General features: G+C 60.4%; 12 protein-coding genes. 9 read left to right on the forward strand and 3 right to left on the reverse strand.

Annotated features, from left to right (window positions below; genetic code table 11):
* The first annotated feature begins 94 nt into the window (after nt 1-94).
* From ACVVH8_RS10035 to ACVVH8_RS10050, 4 genes are all read left to right on the forward strand, one after another.
* Nucleotides 95-1,054: a tRNA dihydrouridine synthase gene (locus tag ACVVH8_RS10035; protein ID WP_475229790.1), complete on the forward strand. Its 960-nt coding sequence runs from the start codon at nt 95-97 to the stop codon at nt 1,052-1,054.
* Nucleotides 1,055-1,175: 121 nt separating this feature from the next.
* Nucleotides 1,176-1,622: an Hsp20 family protein gene (locus ACVVH8_RS10040; RefSeq protein WP_103304855.1), complete on the forward strand. Its 447-nt coding sequence runs from the start codon at nt 1,176-1,178 to the stop codon at nt 1,620-1,622.
* Between the two features lie 187 nt (nt 1,623-1,809).
* The gene (locus tag ACVVH8_RS10045) at nt 1,810-2,505 is read left to right on the forward strand and encodes a DUF1266 domain-containing protein (protein ID WP_213028125.1); all 696 of its coding nucleotides are present in this window, start codon (nt 1,810-1,812) and stop codon (nt 2,503-2,505) included.
* Nucleotides 2,502-5,180 (forward strand): DUF805 domain-containing protein, encoded by a 2,679-nt coding sequence (locus tag ACVVH8_RS10050; protein WP_475229793.1) that lies wholly within the window; start codon nt 2,502-2,504, stop codon nt 5,178-5,180. Before ACVVH8_RS10045 ends, ACVVH8_RS10050 begins: the two co-directional genes overlap by 4 nt.
* Here the strand turns inward: ACVVH8_RS10050 and ACVVH8_RS10055 are convergent.
* The 3 genes from ACVVH8_RS10055 to ACVVH8_RS10065 all read right to left on the reverse strand — a co-directional run bounded on the left by ACVVH8_RS10055 (nt 5,177) and on the right by ACVVH8_RS10065 (nt 11,194).
* Entirely contained in the window at nt 5,177-6,868 is a 1,692-nt protein-coding gene (locus ACVVH8_RS10055; RefSeq protein ID WP_475229796.1) for an Hsp70 family protein, read from the reverse strand. The genes ACVVH8_RS10050 and ACVVH8_RS10055 overlap by 4 nt on opposite strands.
* Nucleotides 6,869-6,955: 87 nt before the next feature.
* Nucleotides 6,956-10,234, reverse strand: coding sequence for a sensor domain-containing protein (locus ACVVH8_RS10060; RefSeq protein ID WP_401299997.1), 3,279 nt, complete (start codon nt 10,232-10,234; stop codon nt 6,956-6,958).
* 69 nt (nt 10,235-10,303) lie between these two features.
* On the reverse strand, nt 10,304-11,194 hold the full coding sequence (locus ACVVH8_RS10065) for a LysR family transcriptional regulator (protein WP_201239074.1): 891 nt from the start codon (nt 11,192-11,194) through the stop codon (nt 10,304-10,306).
* Between the two features lie 140 nt (nt 11,195-11,334).
* Between ACVVH8_RS10065 and leuC the strand changes: the two genes are divergently transcribed.
* The 5 genes from leuC (at nt 11,335) to asd (ending at nt 16,641) form a co-directional block, all read left to right on the forward strand.
* A complete protein-coding gene (leuC, locus tag ACVVH8_RS10070) occupies nt 11,335-12,753 on the forward strand; it encodes a 3-isopropylmalate dehydratase large subunit (RefSeq protein ID WP_475229799.1) in 1,419 nt (472 codons plus the stop codon).
* Nucleotides 12,754-12,764: 11 nt separating this feature from the next.
* Nucleotides 12,765-13,409 (forward strand): 3-isopropylmalate dehydratase small subunit, encoded by a 645-nt coding sequence (gene leuD / locus ACVVH8_RS10075; RefSeq protein ID WP_007913445.1) that lies wholly within the window; start codon nt 12,765-12,767, stop codon nt 13,407-13,409.
* A gap of 145 nt (nt 13,410-13,554) precedes the next feature.
* The gene (locus tag ACVVH8_RS10080) at nt 13,555-14,322 is read left to right on the forward strand and encodes a class I SAM-dependent methyltransferase (RefSeq protein WP_475229801.1); all 768 of its coding nucleotides are present in this window, start codon (nt 13,555-13,557) and stop codon (nt 14,320-14,322) included.
* 57 nt (nt 14,323-14,379) lie between these two features.
* Nucleotides 14,380-15,462 carry a 3-isopropylmalate dehydrogenase gene (gene leuB, locus ACVVH8_RS10085; RefSeq protein WP_475229804.1) on the forward strand — a complete coding sequence of 361 codons (1,083 nt, stop codon included), beginning with the start codon at nt 14,380-14,382 and terminating at the stop codon, nt 15,460-15,462.
* A 66-nt stretch (nt 15,463-15,528) separates the two neighbouring features.
* Entirely contained in the window at nt 15,529-16,641 is a 1,113-nt protein-coding gene (asd, locus tag ACVVH8_RS10090; protein ID WP_007956451.1) for an aspartate-semialdehyde dehydrogenase, read from the forward strand.
* Nucleotides 16,642-16,647: the final 6 nt, after the last annotated feature.

Here is a 16,647-nt window from a genome sequence, read left to right on the forward strand (position 1 = left end):
GATCGCGAGCAGGCTCGCTCCCACAAGGTTTCTGCGATTTCTTGCGATATCCAGTAAACTGCCGCACGTTTTTTCCTTAAGTAGTGTTTTCCCCATGCAAATTGCTCTGGCGCCCATGGAAGGGTTGGTCGACGACATCCTGCGCGACGTGCTGACCCGCGTTGGCGGCATCGACTGGTGCGTCACTGAATTCATTCGGGTCAACGACCAGTTGCTCACCCCGGCCTACTTCCACAAGTTCGGTCCGGAGTTGCTCAACGGCGCGCGCACCCGTTCCGGCGTGCCGCTGCGCGTGCAATTGTTGGGTTCTGACCCGGTGTGTCTGGCGGAAAACGCGGCGCTGGCCTGCGAGCTCGGTTCCGAAGTGATCGACCTCAACTTCGGCTGCCCGGCCAAGACCGTGAACAAGTCCCGTGGCGGTGCAGTGCTGCTCAAGGAGCCTGAACTGCTCAACCAGATCGTCGAGCGCGTGCGTCGTGCCGTACCGGCGCATATTCCCGTCACTGCCAAGATGCGCCTGGGCTTCGACAGCCCGGACGGTTCGCTGGTCTGTGCGACGGCACTGGCCGAGGGCGGCGCCGAACACATCGTGGTTCACGCCCGAACCAAAATGGATGGCTACAAGCCGCCGGCGCACTGGGAGTGGATCCCGCGCGTGCAGGACGTGGTCAAGGTGCCAGTGTTCGCCAACGGCGATATCTGGAGCGTCGAAGACTGGCGCCGTTGCCGCGAAATCAGCGGCGTGGAAGACATCATGCTCGGTCGCGGTCTGGTCTCGCGCCCGGATCTGGCCAAACAAATCGCTGCCGCACGCGCCGGTGAAGAGGTCGTGGAAATGACCTGGACCGAGCTGCTGCCGCTGATCCAGGACTTCTGGCTACAGGCCAAAGCGCAGATGACTGCGCGCCAATCGCCGGGTCGTTTGAAGCAATGGCTGGCCATGCTGACGCGCAATTATCCCGAAGCCACCGAGCTGTTCACCGTCCTGCGCCGCGAGACGGAACCTGATCAGGTCTCGCGTTTGCTTGGTCTGCCGGTCGCCGAAGCGGCCTGAAAAAAATCTGCAAATAATCTCTTGAAATCATTTCAGCGGTCCCTATCTAAGGGTTACGCGATGCCGAATTCGGGTCGCGGAGACATAAAACCTTGCTGATTGTTTTCAGGAGATTTGAACCATGAGTACTGCATTTTCCCTCGCGCCACTGTTCCGTTCCTCGGTAGGTTTCGACCGTTTCAACGACCTGTTCGAAACCGCCCTGCGCAATGAGCCAGGCAGCACCTATCCACCCTACAACGTTGAAAAACACGGCGACGACCAATACCGCATCGTCGTGGCGGCAGCCGGTTTCCAGGAAGAAGACCTGGAGCTGCAAGTCGAGAAGGGTGTGCTGACCATCAGTGGCGGCAAGCGTGATGCCAACGAAGGCGTAACCTTCCTGCACCAGGGCATTGCCCAGCGTGCGTTCAAGCTGTCCTTCCGTCTGGCCGATCACATCGAAATCAAGGCCGCCGGCCTGAGCAACGGTCTGCTGAGCATCGACCTGTTGCGGGTGATCCCGGAAGAAGCGAAAGCCAAACGCATCCCGATCAACGGGACGCAGCAACCGGTTCTGCAGCATTGATCACAGGCAGATACACAATCGTCTGATCAAGCGCTGAGCCGCTGAATGAAGGCCCCGATACGTCGGGGCCTTTTTTATGCGCGCAGGAAAACCGCACGCACTGTTTGCCGCTGCGGCTACGGCTCTTTACAATCCGCGCCAACAAGGCCGGCACTCTCTCATTTCCGCTGGCCCGGAGCCTTTGTTCATGGACGAAATGGAACAGCGCTGGCTATACGCGCTTTCTGCGCCTTTGGTCGCCCTCAATCCCGATGCCGACTACGCCGCCCCCACTTACTGCTTCGACCTCAAACACGTCGATGTCGAAGGCGGCTGGGGCATTACCACGCGCGCGCAATTGCTCGACATGTTGAGCACGGCCGACACCGGGCACGCGACCTCTTTGAACGAAGCCTACCGACAGTGGGAACGTTGTCTGCCGTCTGAATGGCAAGCCTTGCTAGACACGCTGGATACCCGCCAGCGCGCCTTTTATGAGTTGGCCAGCCGTACGTTCGGCGAGTGTGGCTCTGGCGGTATTCGCGCCTGGGACATTGGCCGAATGGGCTTTCTGCTGCGCTCGGCGGTGCTGCACGGCTGGATCGATCTCACCGAAAGTCTCTGGCTGCACGGCCGCATGGCGGCGCGTGCGCGGTACTACTACGACAGTTGGACGAGTTACCTGAATGGCTTTGTCATCGGTAAAGCCTTCTGGCATTGCCTGGGCAATAAAGATGAGGAACTTGCCCACGAATACGATCGGCAAGGCGACTACATCGGCACCACGGTGGTCATCAGAAAGCTTGATCGCGATGCCCGCGAATTCTTTGCCCAGTTGCCCTGGGACATGCCCTTGCATCTGCCTGAAAGGCCCGACTCATTAGGGGAGTTCGACTGGTCATGAGCTGCTGGATTCGCTTGGGTATCGAGCCCACCAAAGACAATGACGTCATTCGCGGCGCCTATCGCGCGCGCTTGCCGCAACATCATCCTGAAACCGATCCGGAAGGATTTCAGGCATTGCGCGAAGCGTACGAGCTAGCAATGCGTTTCGCCCGTGAGCAGCCGGACGAGGCAGGCGAACCAGTCGATGACGAGGCGAGTCCTGCCGACCAGACATTGGCAGATTTCGAAGCGCTGCTGATCGATCCGACACGTCGCTTCAGTCCTGCAGCCTGGCAGGCATTCAACCTTGAGTTGGATCGCCTGCCTCTGGACGTGTTGGACGATGTTTGCTGGCCATTGTTGCGTGAGTTGCTCGACGCTGGACCGATTTCCCACGCCTGCGCACGCTTGTTGGCGCAGCGCCTGGGCTGGGCGAGCCGGATGCTCGATCTGGCTTTCGACAGCGCCCGACATGTCGATGAGTTCTTGAAGCGGATAGCCGCACCGGACCCGTTCGACACGTCGTTGATGTGCCATTGGCCCGTCGTCGCGCAGTTGGAAGCGCTCTGGTATGTGCGCACGCTGAATCATCTTCACCATAACGCTTCGCTCGACGATTTCCGCTATTTCGCCAGCCTGCACACCTGTATCCCGCTGCCTGCCGATGATGCGCTGGTGCAACGTCTGGCGATCCAGTTCAGTCAGGCCGGCATTGCCAGTAAAGACTTTCTCGACATCATCAGTGAGCAGCATCGGCTGGCGCCGGACGACGTTGACTGGCTTTATCTGCTGGCCTGTCAGCGCAGTGCGCTGGGCATGGAAGAGTTGGCGCTTCAGGCCTGGGTGCAACTCTGGCGAGAGCATCACCATCCCAAGGCCGCCACTTGGTTGCTGGATCTGTGCGCGCGTCATCAACCACAGCGCTTGCCGCTGCTTATCCAGGCGTTTGATCGTCTGGAAAACTTCCGCGACTGGTCCGCTGACCTCAGTGATGTCACCCAGGAATATGGCAGTCCTTCGCAGCGTCCGGAAACCTTGGGGCGCTGGTTTCGCGCGCGGCAGCTGGACTTGCAGGGCATCGCCGATGCCTTTGTCGAGTGGCGCATCAGCGGTGACGAACTACCTTTGCTGGCGTGGCTGATTATTGCCAGCGACGACCCGGCACTTCAGGTGCTGTACCAGCACGCCTGGGCTTTGCACCGCGGCGATGTGCCCTTGCTGCAACGCGTCATGGATGCGCCAGAGGCTCCTGAGATTCTTGATCAGCTGGTGCTGGAAGGCTTCAAGTACCAAGCCGATCAACAGATCTGCTGGTTGACCCAGGCCCCCATTCCGCGTGCCTTGCATGCGTTTCTGACCAGCGAAGAATCGGTGCAGCTGCCGCCGGAACTGCAAAAGGGCGAGCCGCTGGAGCTCAGCCTGCTGTGGATGCGCCGTTTGCGAGCCTATGACACGCGGTCGCTGGCCCGGCTGGACGAAGCATTCAGTCTGAGCAAGCGCGACGTCGTGCTCGATGGCTTGAAGCTGCAAGCGCAGTTGGCCGAGCAAGGCATGCTACTGCCGGCCATCGATAACCCTGGCGCCGTCTGGGAATGGCATCGTCAGGCGCTGTACTTGCTGGCAACCCTCGACGAGCCGACACGTTGGCTGGGTGCGCAATCGGCGCACTGCATTGATTCGATGAGCGTTGCGCGTGAGCATCCATTGGCGCGTTTGCAGCCGCTGCTGTGTCGATTGAATCGCGAGCAGGGCAGCGCCAGTGGCCTGCTGGGCTGGCTGCAAGCAGCCGACCCGGTGCATGCCTTGCTCGCGCGTAAATTGTTCAGCGTCCAGGAAGCGCTCGACAGCGCAAGGCTGTTGAGCAATGACCGTTTGTACGAGTGCATGCGCAGCGACATCAGCCATTTCAATGAGGATTTGCTCGGTCGCATGCTGTTGGCTGGGGTGCTGTATCACGATCCGCTGCTCAATGCGCAACAGCGCAAATACCTGCTTGAGAGCATCACCGAAGTCGTCAATCCACAGGATTGGTTCGATGGATTCCGCCACAGTCTGATCAAAGGTGAACCCACACGCCCGCCGCGTGAGGTGCTGGAGGATGACGGCGTTGATTACACCGACGCGTTTTACCTGGCGCTGGATGTGCTCAAGGATATGGCGCGTTACGGTAGCGCCGGGGTGCCGCGACAGAAAATCCTGATGCGCATGCAGCAGGCCAAGGACAACACGCACAATGGCCTCGGCTTACGCTTTGCCTTTAGTGCATTACTGTCGTGGTCAGAGCGTTTGCTTTTGGCCAAGGCTGACACTCGGCCGACGCCTGCAACCGCGTTCTGGCGTCTTGGCACACGACTGGGGCGCGAGGCATTTATCGGTCAGGTGATTGGTATCGTGCTGCTTACGCCATTGCTGGCCTTGTTCAGTGGCTCGATGTTTTCCGCTTTCGTGGTATTGGCAGTGGCGCTGATGCTGATGCTCAGTGCCATTCTGAGGCGTCTGCACGACATGGGCCGAGGTGTTGCAAGCTTTCTGATTCTGGCCGGCCTGACCCCGGTCTTGCCATTTCTGCCGCTGGTGCTGTTCGGCTTTCCCGGTGAGAAGTTGCCCAACCGCTACGGTGTACCACCGGACAGTGATCGAGAGGACACGTTATCCGGTGGTTTGCAGGCCGCGTTGCGTCGACTCAACGGCTAGAGACGCAGCTCATCCAGAACTTTGTTGAGTTGTGAACGGTGGCTGGCGATTTCTTCCGATCGCTGACCACCCAGCACCGAGGTGAAACTGTCCAGCCACTCGGCGATACGCTGCCGGTCGTCGCCGAGGCTTTGCATCCACGCACGTTCCAGTCGCGCCAGCAGGGTGCGGTTGGGCAGGGCATCGCGGGGGTGTATTTTCAGGCTGGTCAGGCGTTCATGGCTGGCCTGGCGGGATTGCTCGTCAAGCCCAGTAGGGCTGCGGTCGATGCTGTGGCTATGGCGTTCACCGGTTTCCAGCAACGTGACGTCGACTTCGAGCAAACCATTGATGTCGTAACTGAAGCGCACGTCCAGCGCCTGGATGTGATCGGTGGGTGTCAGCGTGACATCGAAGGCGTCGATGAAAATGTTGTCGCGCACCCACGGCCGTTCACCCTGATAAACCGCAATGCGGATGAACTCCTGCCTAGGCGAGGTCGTGTGGTAGCGCTCCACGCGTGACGTCGGAATGATGGTGTTGCGTTCGATGATGGGTGAGAACGCGCCTTTGATGTCATCGCCGCGCATGGTCGAAATCCCCAGCGTGTACGGGCAGACATCGGTCAGGATCAGTTCTTCTACCGCGCCATCGCGGGCCTTGCACGCCGCTTGCGTCGCCGCACCAAGCGCAACAATCGTGTCCGGATCAAGATGACGGTAAGGCAGGCGCCCGAACAGCGTGGCGACCAATTGCTGCACCGCCGGCATCCGCGTGGCGCCTCCGACCAGCACCAGGCTGTCGAGGTCGCGTGGCTTGAGCCGGGCATCGCGCAGGGCCTGTTCGATCGGTGCGCGCAAACGGCCAAGCAGCGGTTCCCAGATTTTCACCGCAGCGGCTTCGTCCAGCGACCACTCGAATGTCTGCTCGGCGTGCCGCCAGCTCACTTGCTGTCTGCCTTCGCCCAGTTTGCACTTGAGCTGCTCCAGCGCATCGCCAAGGCTGGCCATGGCTTGCGCGTCGACCGTTGCAGGGGTCAGTTGCCAGTCCTTGAGGCAGGCTTGCAGCAACGCGGCGGTGAAGTCTTCGCCACCGAGAAAATTGTCGCCGGTGGACGCATGCACCTCGATCAGCGGCAGTGCGTATTCCAGCACCGTGACATCGAAGGTGCCGCCGCCCAGATCGAAGATCAGCGTGCGTTCGAATTTCTGTTCATGCAGCCCATAAGCCATGGCCGCGGCGGTCGGCTCGTTGATCAGGCGCGTGACGGACAGTCCGGCCAGTTCAGCGGCAAACATTGTGCGTTTGCGTTGCTCGTCACTGAAATACGCCGGTACGGAAATCACCGCTTCCGAGACGGGGTGGCCAAGAAAAGCTTCGGCGTCCTGCTTGAGTGAGCCGAGCACCAGCGCCGAAAGCTCCTCGGGGCTGAACTGACGACTGCCGAGTTCGACTTGTTTATCACTGCCCATAAACCGCTTGAAGGCCGCAGCGCTGCGCTCCGGGTGTGTGGTCAGGCGGGCGCGGGCGGCTTTGCCCACCAGAATCGTGTCGTCTTCGTCGAGGCTGACCACCGACGGGGTCAACACATCGCCGAGGGCGTTGGGAATCAACCGCGCCTGACCGTCCTGCCAGACGGCGATCAAGCTGTTGGTGGTGCCAAGGTCGATGCCCAGCAGGGCCGGGCGGGGAAGGGTTGCATCCTGCATGACTGATCTCGAAACGGCGCAAAAAAAAGCGACCCTACAGGTTGCCGCCAACCCTGGCAATTACGCGGTTGTTGCAAATTGGGCGCGTCAGGGCAGCAGTTTTTTCAAGTCCTCCAGCGGCAAGGGCCGACTGTGCAGATAACCCTGATACAAGTGGCAACCCAGGCCTTGCAGGAACGCCAGTTGCTCCGGCGTCTCCACGCCTTCGGCAATCACTTCGAGTTCGAGGCTGCGGGCCATGGCGACAATGGCGCGGATGATCTCCGCGTCGTTCGGGTCGGTGGTTGCATCGCGGATGAACGACTGGTCGATTTTCAGCGTGTCCACCGGCAAGCGCTTGAGGTAGGTCAACGACGAATAACCGGTGCCGAAATCGTCCATGGCGAAGCTCACGCCGAGTTTTTTCAGGCGGCGCATTTTGCTGATGGTGTCTTCCAGATTCTGAATGACGATGCCTTCGGTGATTTCCAGCTTCAGCAGCGTGCAGGGCAGGCCGTGGCTGGTCATGCTGTGTTCGATGCGTTCGACGAAGTCGTTCTGGCGGAACTGGCGTGGACTGATATTCACGCACAGGCTGAAGTCGAAAGGGTTGATCAGGTCTGTGGCGATCAGTTGTTTGAACGCCTCGCAGGCTTCGTCGAGGATCCAGGTGCCCACTTCCAGGATCAGGCCGCTGTCTTCCAGCACTTTGATGAACTCGGTCGGCGATTGTGCACCGAGCTCCGGGTGATTCCAGCGCACCAGGGCTTCGGCGCCGATGATGCGGTTGTCCCGTGCGTCGACCTGTGGCTGGAAATGCACCTTGAATTCGCCACGAGACAAGGCCAGGCGCAAGTCGGTCTCCATGCGCAGCCGTTCGCTGGCCGCTTTCTGCATGGTGTTGTGATACATCTGCGTGGTGTTGCGCCCGGAATCCTTGGCCCGGTACAGGGCGATGTCGGCACGCTTGAGCAGGTCGGTCGGGGTCGAGCCGTGGTCGGGAATCAGTGCCACGCCGATGCTCGGCGTCACTTGCAGGCGTTGACCGTCTAGGAACATCGGCTCCGAAAGCAATTCACGGATGGTGTCGGCCAGTTCGCGCACCTGCGCGCTGACTTCGTTGCGCGAGCCTTCCAGGCCGCTGAGCAGCACCACGAACTCATCGCCGCCCAAACGGGCGACCGTATCTTCCATGCGCACGCTGGCTTCGAGCCGTGCGGTGATGATCTTCAGCACCGTGTCACCGACCGGGTGGCCAAGCGAGTCGTTGATGTGTTTGAAATGGTCGAGGTCAAGAAACAGCAGCGCACCGCGCAGGTTGTGGCGCTTGAGCAGGGCGATCTGCTGGCTCAGGCGATCCATCAGCAGCGCACGGTTGGGCAGGTTGGTCAGCGGGTCGTGGTAGGCCAGATGGCGAATCTGTGCTTCGGCGTTTTTCAGCAGGCTGACGTCGCGGGCGGTCAGTAGCAGACATGCCGTTTCATTCAGGGTGATCGGTTCGACCGACACTTCCAGCGTCAGCAATTCCCCGCGCTTGTTGCGCCCGAGCATTTCCTGATGGTGCACGCGGCCCTTGATCTGCAGTTCGGCCAGCAGCGCAGAACGTTGTTTCTCCTCGGCCCAGATGCCGACCTGATACACGGTTTTGCCGACCACCTCATCGGCGCGATAGCCGGTGAGGCGACAGAAACCGTCGTTGACCTCCAGATAGCGTCCGGTATCGCGTTCGGTGATGGTGATTGCGTCCGGGCTTGAGTGAAAGGCCTTGGCGAACTTCTCCTCGCTGGCCTTGAGGGCGGCCTCCGAGCGTTGCTGCTGCGTGATGTCGCGCAGGGTGGTGACAATGCAGGGCTGATTGCCGACGCTGATCTGCCGGCTGGAAATCACGCAGGTCAGCGACTGGCCATCCTTGTGCTGAACAATAATCGCGACATTGCTCAGGCCTTGTTCGCGGATCACCCGTTCGATGCGTTGCAGACTTTTCGCCGAGGCGTCCCACAGGCCGATGTCTTCGGCGGTGCGGCCGATCACGTCGGCGGCGCTCCAGCCGAAGGTCTGGGTGAAGCTTGAATTGATTTCGATGAATTCGCCGCTGTCCTGCCGTGTCACGCAGATCGGGTCGGGGCTGACCTGGAACAGCGTGGCAAATTTCTCTTCGGACGCCACCAGCCGCTGTTCGCGCTCGACCTGATCGGTGATGTCCAACAGCGTGCCGGCCATGCGCAGCGGCGCACCGTTGTCGTCGCGATAGAGGCGTGCACGGCTTTCCAGATAGCGTGAGCTGCCGTCCGGCAGTTGCACACGATACGTCAGCTGGTAATTGCCCGCCGGACCTTCACGCAGGCTGCGATAGGCGTCGCGCATGCTGTCGCGCTCTTCGCCGGGCACGCCTTCGAAAAACTCGTCGAACGATTCATGAAACGGTATCGGCTCCAGCCCGTGCAATTGCGCGGCGCGCGCCGAGCCATAGAGCATGCCGCTGGGGATGTGCCAGTCCCAGGTGCCCAGCTGCGCCGAATCCAGCGCGAGGTCGAGGCGTTCCTGGCTGTCTTTCAGGGCGTGTTCGGCGGCTTTGCGCTCGGTGGTGTCGAGGAAGGTGCTGAGCAGATACGGCTGGCCTTCGAGCTCGACTTTCTGGGCGCTGAGAATGCCGTCGTGAATCTGCCCGTTACTCTCACGAAACTGCACTTCCATGCTGACCAGTTCGCCCTTGGCCTTGGTTTTCTTGACCAGTTCGGCGCGTTGCTCGGGGTGCACCCACAGGCCCAGCTCCAGAGTGGTGCGGCCAATCGCGCTCTGCACCGGCCAGCCGAACAGGCTTTCAAAATACTGGTTAGCCTCGCTGATCAGGCCGTCTTCCTGGCGGGTGAGCAAGACCATGTTCGGGCACAGGTGAAACAGGGTGGCGAAACGTTTCTCCGAGCTGCTCAGGGCCTGTTCGCGTTGACGCTGGTGGGTGATTTCGCGAATCACCCCGATCATTCGGGGGCGGCCGTTTTTGTCCGGAAGCAGGCTGCCGTTGATCTCCAGCCAATGCAGGCTGCCATCGGGCCAGCGGATGCGGTGATGCATCGCCTGTTCCAGCGGCGCGCCGGCAATCACCGCATGGAAGGCGCGGACGGTTTTCGCGCGGTCTTCCGGCGGCAGCAAATCGAGGTATTCAAGATCTTCCGGCAGCGGCTGGCGCGGATCGAAGCCGAACAATGCCTGGGTGCCCCGTGACCAACTGATCTGCCCGCGCTCGATGTCCCAATACCAGGCGCCGAGCCGAGCGCCGTTGAGCGCAGCGAGCAATTGCGGCGCGCTCTCCCAGCTCTGCTCGGAACGTCGCGGGTCAATGGCTTGAATGCGCGGCATCGGCGGAATTCGGTCAACAGATTTCGGCATCGTTAACAGGCCTTGAGCGGTGGTGGCATTTTAGGCACAGGGACAGCGGCTCTATAGGAGTAGCACAAGTTAGCCCAGAGTCCCTGGCAGATCGATTTGAGCATCCAGCAAGGCCATAAAAGCTCTTGCCGCATTCGATAGCGTCCGTTCGGTGTGCACGATATAGCCTAGCTGGCGACTGAGCTGTATGCCCGGCAAAGCGATGCTTGCCACCTGATCATCGAGCATGGTGCGCGGTAACACGCTCCAGGCCAGGCCGATGGAGACCATCATCTTGATGGTTTCCAGATAGTTGGTGCTCATGGCGATGTTCGGCGTCAGCCCCTGGGCCTCGAACAATCGTTGGACAATATGGTGTGTAAATGTGTTGCCGCCGGGGAAAACCGCCGGATGACCGGCAATGTCCGCCAGACTGACGGCGCCATTGCTGATCAGCGAATGCTCGGGGGCGACCACGAAATCCAGCGGGTCGTCCCAGACCGGCGTGGCTTTGACCAGCGTGTGCGGCTCCGGCGCCAGGGTAATGACCGCCAGCTCCGCACGGCCATGGAGAATTTCCTCGTAGGCCACTTCCGAATCGAGGAACTGAATATCCAGCGCGACTTGTGGGTAGCGGCGGGTGAATTCCCTTAATAACGGTGGCAAACGGTGCAGGCCGATGTGGTGACTGGTGGCCAGCGTCAGCCGGCCGCTGACTTCACCGGTCAGATTGGTCAGCGCCCGACGGGTGTCGTCCAGCACATTGAGAATCTGATAAGCCCGCGGCAGCAGGGCGCGGCCGGCTTCGGTCAGGCCGACTTCACGACCGAGGCGATCGAACAGTCGCACCTTCAGTTGTTGCTCCAGTCCGGCAATGCGCTTGCTGATGGCCGGTTGCGTCAGGTGCAGCCGTTCGCCGGCGCCGGAGAAGCTGCCGGTCTCGGCAATCGCGATAAAAGCGTTGAGGTTGGCCAGATCCATGGTTGTATTCCAGTTGGTTATCCAAAGCATAAAAAATATGAATTTGAGTTATTTAATCTAACCCCATAGGATCGGCCTCACAAGCCAAAGGGTTATTGATAAGCCCAGGGCATAGAAACAAGCTGATGAGGAACCGTCTGATGGCCGGCAAAACGCTCTACGACAAGCTCTGGGATTCGCATTTGGTCAAGCAGCGCGACGATGGCTCGGCGCTGATCTACATCGATCGTCACATCATCCACGAAGTGACCTCGCCGCAAGCCTTCGAAGGCCTGCGTCTGGCCGGGCGCAAGCCTTGGCGCATCGATGCCAACATCGCGACCCCGGACCACAACGTACCGACCACGCCAGAGCGCAAGGGCGGCATCGAAGCGATTGCCGATCAGGTCTCGCGTTTGCAGGTTCAGACCCTCGATGACAACTGCGATGAATACGGCATCGTCGAGTTCAAGATGAACGACATCCGCCAAGGCATCGTCCACGTGATCAGCCCGGAGCAGGGCGCAACCTTGCCGGGCATGACCGTGGTCTGCGGCGACTCGCACACCTCGACTCACGGCGCTTTCGGCGCGCTGGCTCACGGTATCGGCACTTCCGAGGTCGAGCACGTGCTCGCCACCCAGTGTCTGGTCGCCAAGAAAATGAAAAACATGCTGGTGCGCGTCGAAGGGCAATTGCCGTTCGGTGTGACCGCCAAGGACATCGTCCTCGCCGTGATCGGCAAGATCGGCACCGCCGGCGGTAACGGCCACGCCATCGAATTCGCTGGCAGCGCAATCCGCGACTTGTCTGTTGAAGGCCGCATGACCATCTGCAACATGTCCATCGAAGCTGGCGCCCGCGTCGGTCTGGTGGCCGCGGATCAGAAGACTGTCGATTACGTGAAGGGCCGTCCATTCGCCCCGAAAGGCGCGGAATGGGACATGGCCGTCGAAGCCTGGAAAGACCTGGTCTCCGACGCCGATGCCAAGTTTGACACCGTGGTTGAACTGGACGCCGCGCAGATCAAGCCGCAAGTCAGCTGGGGCACTTCCCCGGAAATGGTTCTGGCCGTTGATCAGAACGTGCCGGATCCGGCCAAAGAGATGGATCTGGTCAAACGCGACTCGATCGTCCGCGCCCTGAAATACATGGGTTTGACCGCCAATCAGGCGATCACCGACATTCAACTGGATCGCGTGTTCATCGGTTCCTGCACCAACTCGCGGATCGAAGATTTGCGCGCTGCGGCAGTCATCGCCAAGGGCCGTAAAGTCGCTTCGACCATCAAGCAAGCAATTGTGGTGCCGGGTTCGGGTCTGGTGAAAGCGCAGGCTGAAGCCGAAGGTCTGGACAAGATTTTCCTTGAGGCCGGTTTCGAATGGCGTGAGCCGGGTTGCTCGATGTGCCTGGCGATGAACCCGGACCGTTTGGAGTCTGGCGAGCATTGCGCCTCGACCTCCAACCGTAACTTCGAAGGCCGTCAGGGCGCCGGTGGCCGTACCCACCTCGTCAGCCCGGCCATGGCGGCTGCGGCAGCGGTGAACGGTCGTTTCATCGACGTTCGTGAATTGATTTAAAGGAGCGCAGCATGAAAGCTTTTACTCAGCACACTGGTCTTGTCGCGCCTTTGGATCGTGCCAACGTCGACACCGACCAAATCATTCCGAAACAGTTTTTGAAGTCGATCAAGCGCACCGGTTTCGGTCCGAACCTGTTCGACGAATGGCGTTACCTCGATGTCGGCCAGCCGTATCAGGACAACTCCAAGCGTCCGCTGAACAAGGACTTCGTGCTCAACGCCGAGCGTTACCAAGGCGCCAGCGTGTTGCTGGCCCGGGAGAACTTCGGTTGCGGCTCCAGCCGTGAACATGCGCCATGGGCGCTGGAAGAGTACGGTTTCCGCAGCATCATCGCGCCGAGCTACGCCGACATCTTCTTCAACAACAGCTTCAAGAATGGCTTGCTGCCGATCATCTTGAGCGACGCTGAAGTCGACGAGTTGTTCAAGCAGGTTGAGGCCGAGCCGGGTTATCAATTGCAGGTCGATCTGCAGGCGCAGACCGTGACCCGCCCGGATGGCAAGGTGTACAGCTTCGAGATCGACGCGTTCCGTAAGCACTGCCTGTTGAATGGTCTGGACGATATCGGTTTGACCTTGCAGGACGGTGATGCGATTGCGACGTTTGAGGCCAAACATCGGGTGAGCCAGCCGTGGTTGTTCCGCGACGCGTGATTGATTCGAGATTGATGTAGTCGGGGCCGGCCCCATCGCTGGCAAGCCAGCTCCCACAGGGATTTGCGGTGTTCACAAAACCTGTGGGAGCTGGCTTGCCAGCGATGAGGCCGGAACAGACACCACAGGATCAAAGGAAGTCCCCATGACCAGCACCGCCCAGCACAGTCAGGTTGTACAGAAGCAATTCGGTGAACAGGCCGCCGCCTACCTGAGCAGCGCCGTTCACGCTCAAGGCACCGAATTTGCGCTGCTACAGGCCGAACTGGCCGGGCAGTGCGAGGCGCGGGTGCTGGATTTGGGTTGCGGCGCCGGCCACGTGAGTTTCCACGTCGCACCGCTGGTCAAGGAAGTGGTCGCTTACGACCTGTCGCAGCAAATGCTCGACGTGGTCGCTGCCGCTGCCGTTGATCGCGGCATGAGCAACATTGTCACGGTCAACGGCGCCGTCGAGCGTCTGCCGTTTGCCGATGGCGAGTTTGATTTTGTGTTCAGCCGTTATTCGGCGCATCACTGGAGCGATCTCGGTGTGGCACTGCGCGAAGTGCGCCGGGTGCTGAAACCGGGCGGTGTGGCGGCGTTTGTTGACGTGTTGTCACCGGGTAGCCCGCTGTTCGACACTTACCTGCAAAGCGTCGAAGTGCTGCGCGACACCAGCCATGTGCGCGATTATTCCGCTGGCGAGTGGTTGCGTCAGGTCAGCGAGGCCGGGCTGCATACCCGCAGCACCACGCGGCAGCGTCTGCGCCTGGAGTACAGAAGTTGGGTCGAGCGCATGCGTACACCCGAAGTGATGCGCGCGGCGATCCGCCAGTTGCAGCAGTCGATGGGCAACGAAGTGCGCGAATATTTTGAGATTGATGCCGATGGCTCGTTCAGTACAGATGTAATCGTGCTGATGGCTGAACGCTGAAAGAATTTTTCCGGGCGTGCCGGTTAACGGCGCACCGACTGAAGACACGAGGAAAGCATGAGCAAGCAGATTCTGATTCTCCCAGGTGACGGTATTGGTCCGGAAATCATGGCCGAAGCGGTCAAGGTGCTGGAGCTGGCCAACGACAAATACAGTCTGGGCTTCGAGCTGAGCCATGACGTGATCGGTGGCGCGGCCATCGACAAGCACGGCGTGCCGCTGGCTGACGAAACCCTCGACCGTGCCCGCGCTGCCGACGCCGTGCTGCTGGGCGCGGTGGGCGGCCCGAAATGGGACACCATCGAGCGCGATATTCGTCCTGAACGCGGTCTGCTGAAAATCCGTGCGCAATTGGGTCTGTTCGGCAACCTGCGTCCGGCGATTCTCTATCCGCAACTGGCTGACGCTTCGAGCCTGAAGCCGGAAATCGTTGCCGGTCTGGATATCCTGATCGTGCGCGAGCTGACCGGCGGCATTTACTTCGGCGCGCCACGCGGCACCCGTACCCTGGAAAATGGCGAGCGTCAGTCCTACGACACCCTGCCGTACAGCGAAAGCGAAATCCGCCGCATTGCCCGCGTCGGTTTCGACATGGCCATGGTTCGCGGCAAGAAGCTGTGCTCGGTGGACAAGGCCAACGTGCTGGCGTCCAGCCAACTGTGGCGTGAAGTGGTCGAGCAAGTGGCCAAGGATTACCCGCAAGTCGAACTGAGCCACATGTACGTCGACAACGCCGCCATGCAACTGGTGCGCGCGCCGAAGCAGTTCGACGTGATCGTCACCGACAACCTGTTCGGCGACATCCTGTCCGACGAAGCGTCGATGCTCACCGGCTCCATTGGCATGCTGCCGTCGGCCTCGCTGGATTCGAACAACAAGGGCATGTATGAGCCTTGCCACGGTTCGGCGCCGGACATCGCCGGCAAAGGCATTGCCAACCCGCTGGCAACGATTCTGTCGGTGTCGATGATGCTGCGTTACAGCTTCAATCTGCACGACGCGGCCGATGCCATCGAGCGAGCCGTCAGCGTCGTACTCGACCAGGGTCTGCGCACCGGCGACATTTATTCGGCCGGTTGCACCAAAGTCGGTACGCAGGAAATGGGCGACGCAGTAGTCGCCGCGCTGCGGAATCTGTAATCTCTCGGGCCCGCTGCGAAATTCAATACAAAGCAGCGGCCCACTTTTCAAGAAGGTGTAGTTGCGATGAAACGTGTAGGTCTGATCGGTTGGCGCGGCATGGTCGGTTCCGTGCTCATGCAGCGGATGCTGGAAGAGCAGGACTTCGATCTAATCGAGCCAGTGTTTTTCACCACTTCCAATGTCGGTGGCCAAGGCCCGTCCGTGGGCAAGGACATTGCTCCGCTCAAGGACGCTTACAGCATTGAAGAGCTGAAGACCCTCGACGTGATCCTGACCTGCCAGGGCGGCGACTACACCAGCGAAGTATTCCCGAAGCTGCGCGAAGCCGGCTGGCAGGGTTACTGGATCGACGCGGCCTCGAGCCTGCGGATGAACGATGACGCGGTGATCATTCTCGATCCGGTCAACCGCAAGGTCATCGACCAGCAACTCGACGCGGGCACCAAGAACTACATCGGCGGTAACTGCACCGTCAGCCTGATGCTGATGGGCCTGGGCGGTCTGTTCGAAGCCGGTCTGGTTGAGTGGATGAGCGCCATGACCTATCAGGCGGCTTCCGGTGCCGGCGCGCAGAACATGCGTGAACTGATCAAGCAAATGGGCGCGACCCACGCCGCTGTCGCTGATCAACTGGCCGATCCGGCCAGCGCGATCCTCGACATCGACCGTCGCGTTGCCGAGGCCATGCGCAGCGATGCGTACCCGACCGAAAACTTCGGCGTACCGCTGGCCGGCAGCCTGATCCCGTGGATCGACAAGGAACTGCCGAACGGCCAGAGCCGTGAAGAGTGGAAGGCCCAGGCCGAGACCAACAAGATCCTCGGTCGCTTCAAGAGCCCAATCCCGGTCGACGGCATCTGCGTGCGCATCGGCGCCATGCGTTGCCACAGCCAGGCGCTGACCATCAAGCTGAACAAAGATGTGCCGATCGCCGATATCGAAGGGCTGATCAGCCAGCACAACCCTTGGGTCAAACTGGTGCCGAACCAGCGCGAAATCAGCATGCAGGAGCTGAGCCCGACCAAGGTCACCGGCACCCTGAATGTTCCGGTCGGCCGTCTGCGCAAGCTGAACATGGGTTCACAATTCGTCGGTGCCTTCACCGTCGGCGACCAACTGCTGTGGGGCGCGGCCGAACCGCTGCGTCGCATGCTGCGGATTTTGCTGGAGCGTTGATCGCTT

The sequence above is a fragment of the Pseudomonas trutticola BRTCR10 genome (assembly GCF_056155105.1).

Coding starts and splice junctions, on each gene's coding strand:
- leuD (WP_007913445.1), top strand. CDS start 12,765: ATGAAAGCTTTTACTCAGCACACTGGTCTTGTCGCGCCTTTGGATCGT.
- ACVVH8_RS10035 (WP_475229790.1), top strand. CDS start 95: ATGCAAATTGCTCTGGCGCCCATGGAAGGGTTGGTCGACGACATCCTG.
- asd (WP_007956451.1), top strand. CDS start 15,529: ATGAAACGTGTAGGTCTGATCGGTTGGCGCGGCATGGTCGGTTCCGTG.
- ACVVH8_RS10060 (WP_401299997.1), bottom strand. CDS start 10,234: ATGCCGAAATCTGTTGACCGAATTCCGCCGATGCCGCGCATTCAAGCC.
- ACVVH8_RS10065 (WP_201239074.1), bottom strand. CDS start 11,194: ATGGATCTGGCCAACCTCAACGCTTTTATCGCGATTGCCGAGACCGGC.
- leuC (WP_475229799.1), top strand. CDS start 11,335: ATGGCCGGCAAAACGCTCTACGACAAGCTCTGGGATTCGCATTTGGTC.
- ACVVH8_RS10055 (WP_475229796.1), bottom strand. CDS start 6,868: ATGCAGGATGCAACCCTTCCCCGCCCGGCCCTGCTGGGCATCGACCTT.
- ACVVH8_RS10080 (WP_475229801.1), top strand. CDS start 13,555: ATGACCAGCACCGCCCAGCACAGTCAGGTTGTACAGAAGCAATTCGGT.
- ACVVH8_RS10045 (WP_213028125.1), top strand. CDS start 1,810: ATGGACGAAATGGAACAGCGCTGGCTATACGCGCTTTCTGCGCCTTTG.
- ACVVH8_RS10040 (WP_103304855.1), top strand. CDS start 1,176: ATGAGTACTGCATTTTCCCTCGCGCCACTGTTCCGTTCCTCGGTAGGT.
- leuB (WP_475229804.1), top strand. CDS start 14,380: ATGAGCAAGCAGATTCTGATTCTCCCAGGTGACGGTATTGGTCCGGAA.
- ACVVH8_RS10050 (WP_475229793.1), top strand. CDS start 2,502: ATGAGCTGCTGGATTCGCTTGGGTATCGAGCCCACCAAAGACAATGAC.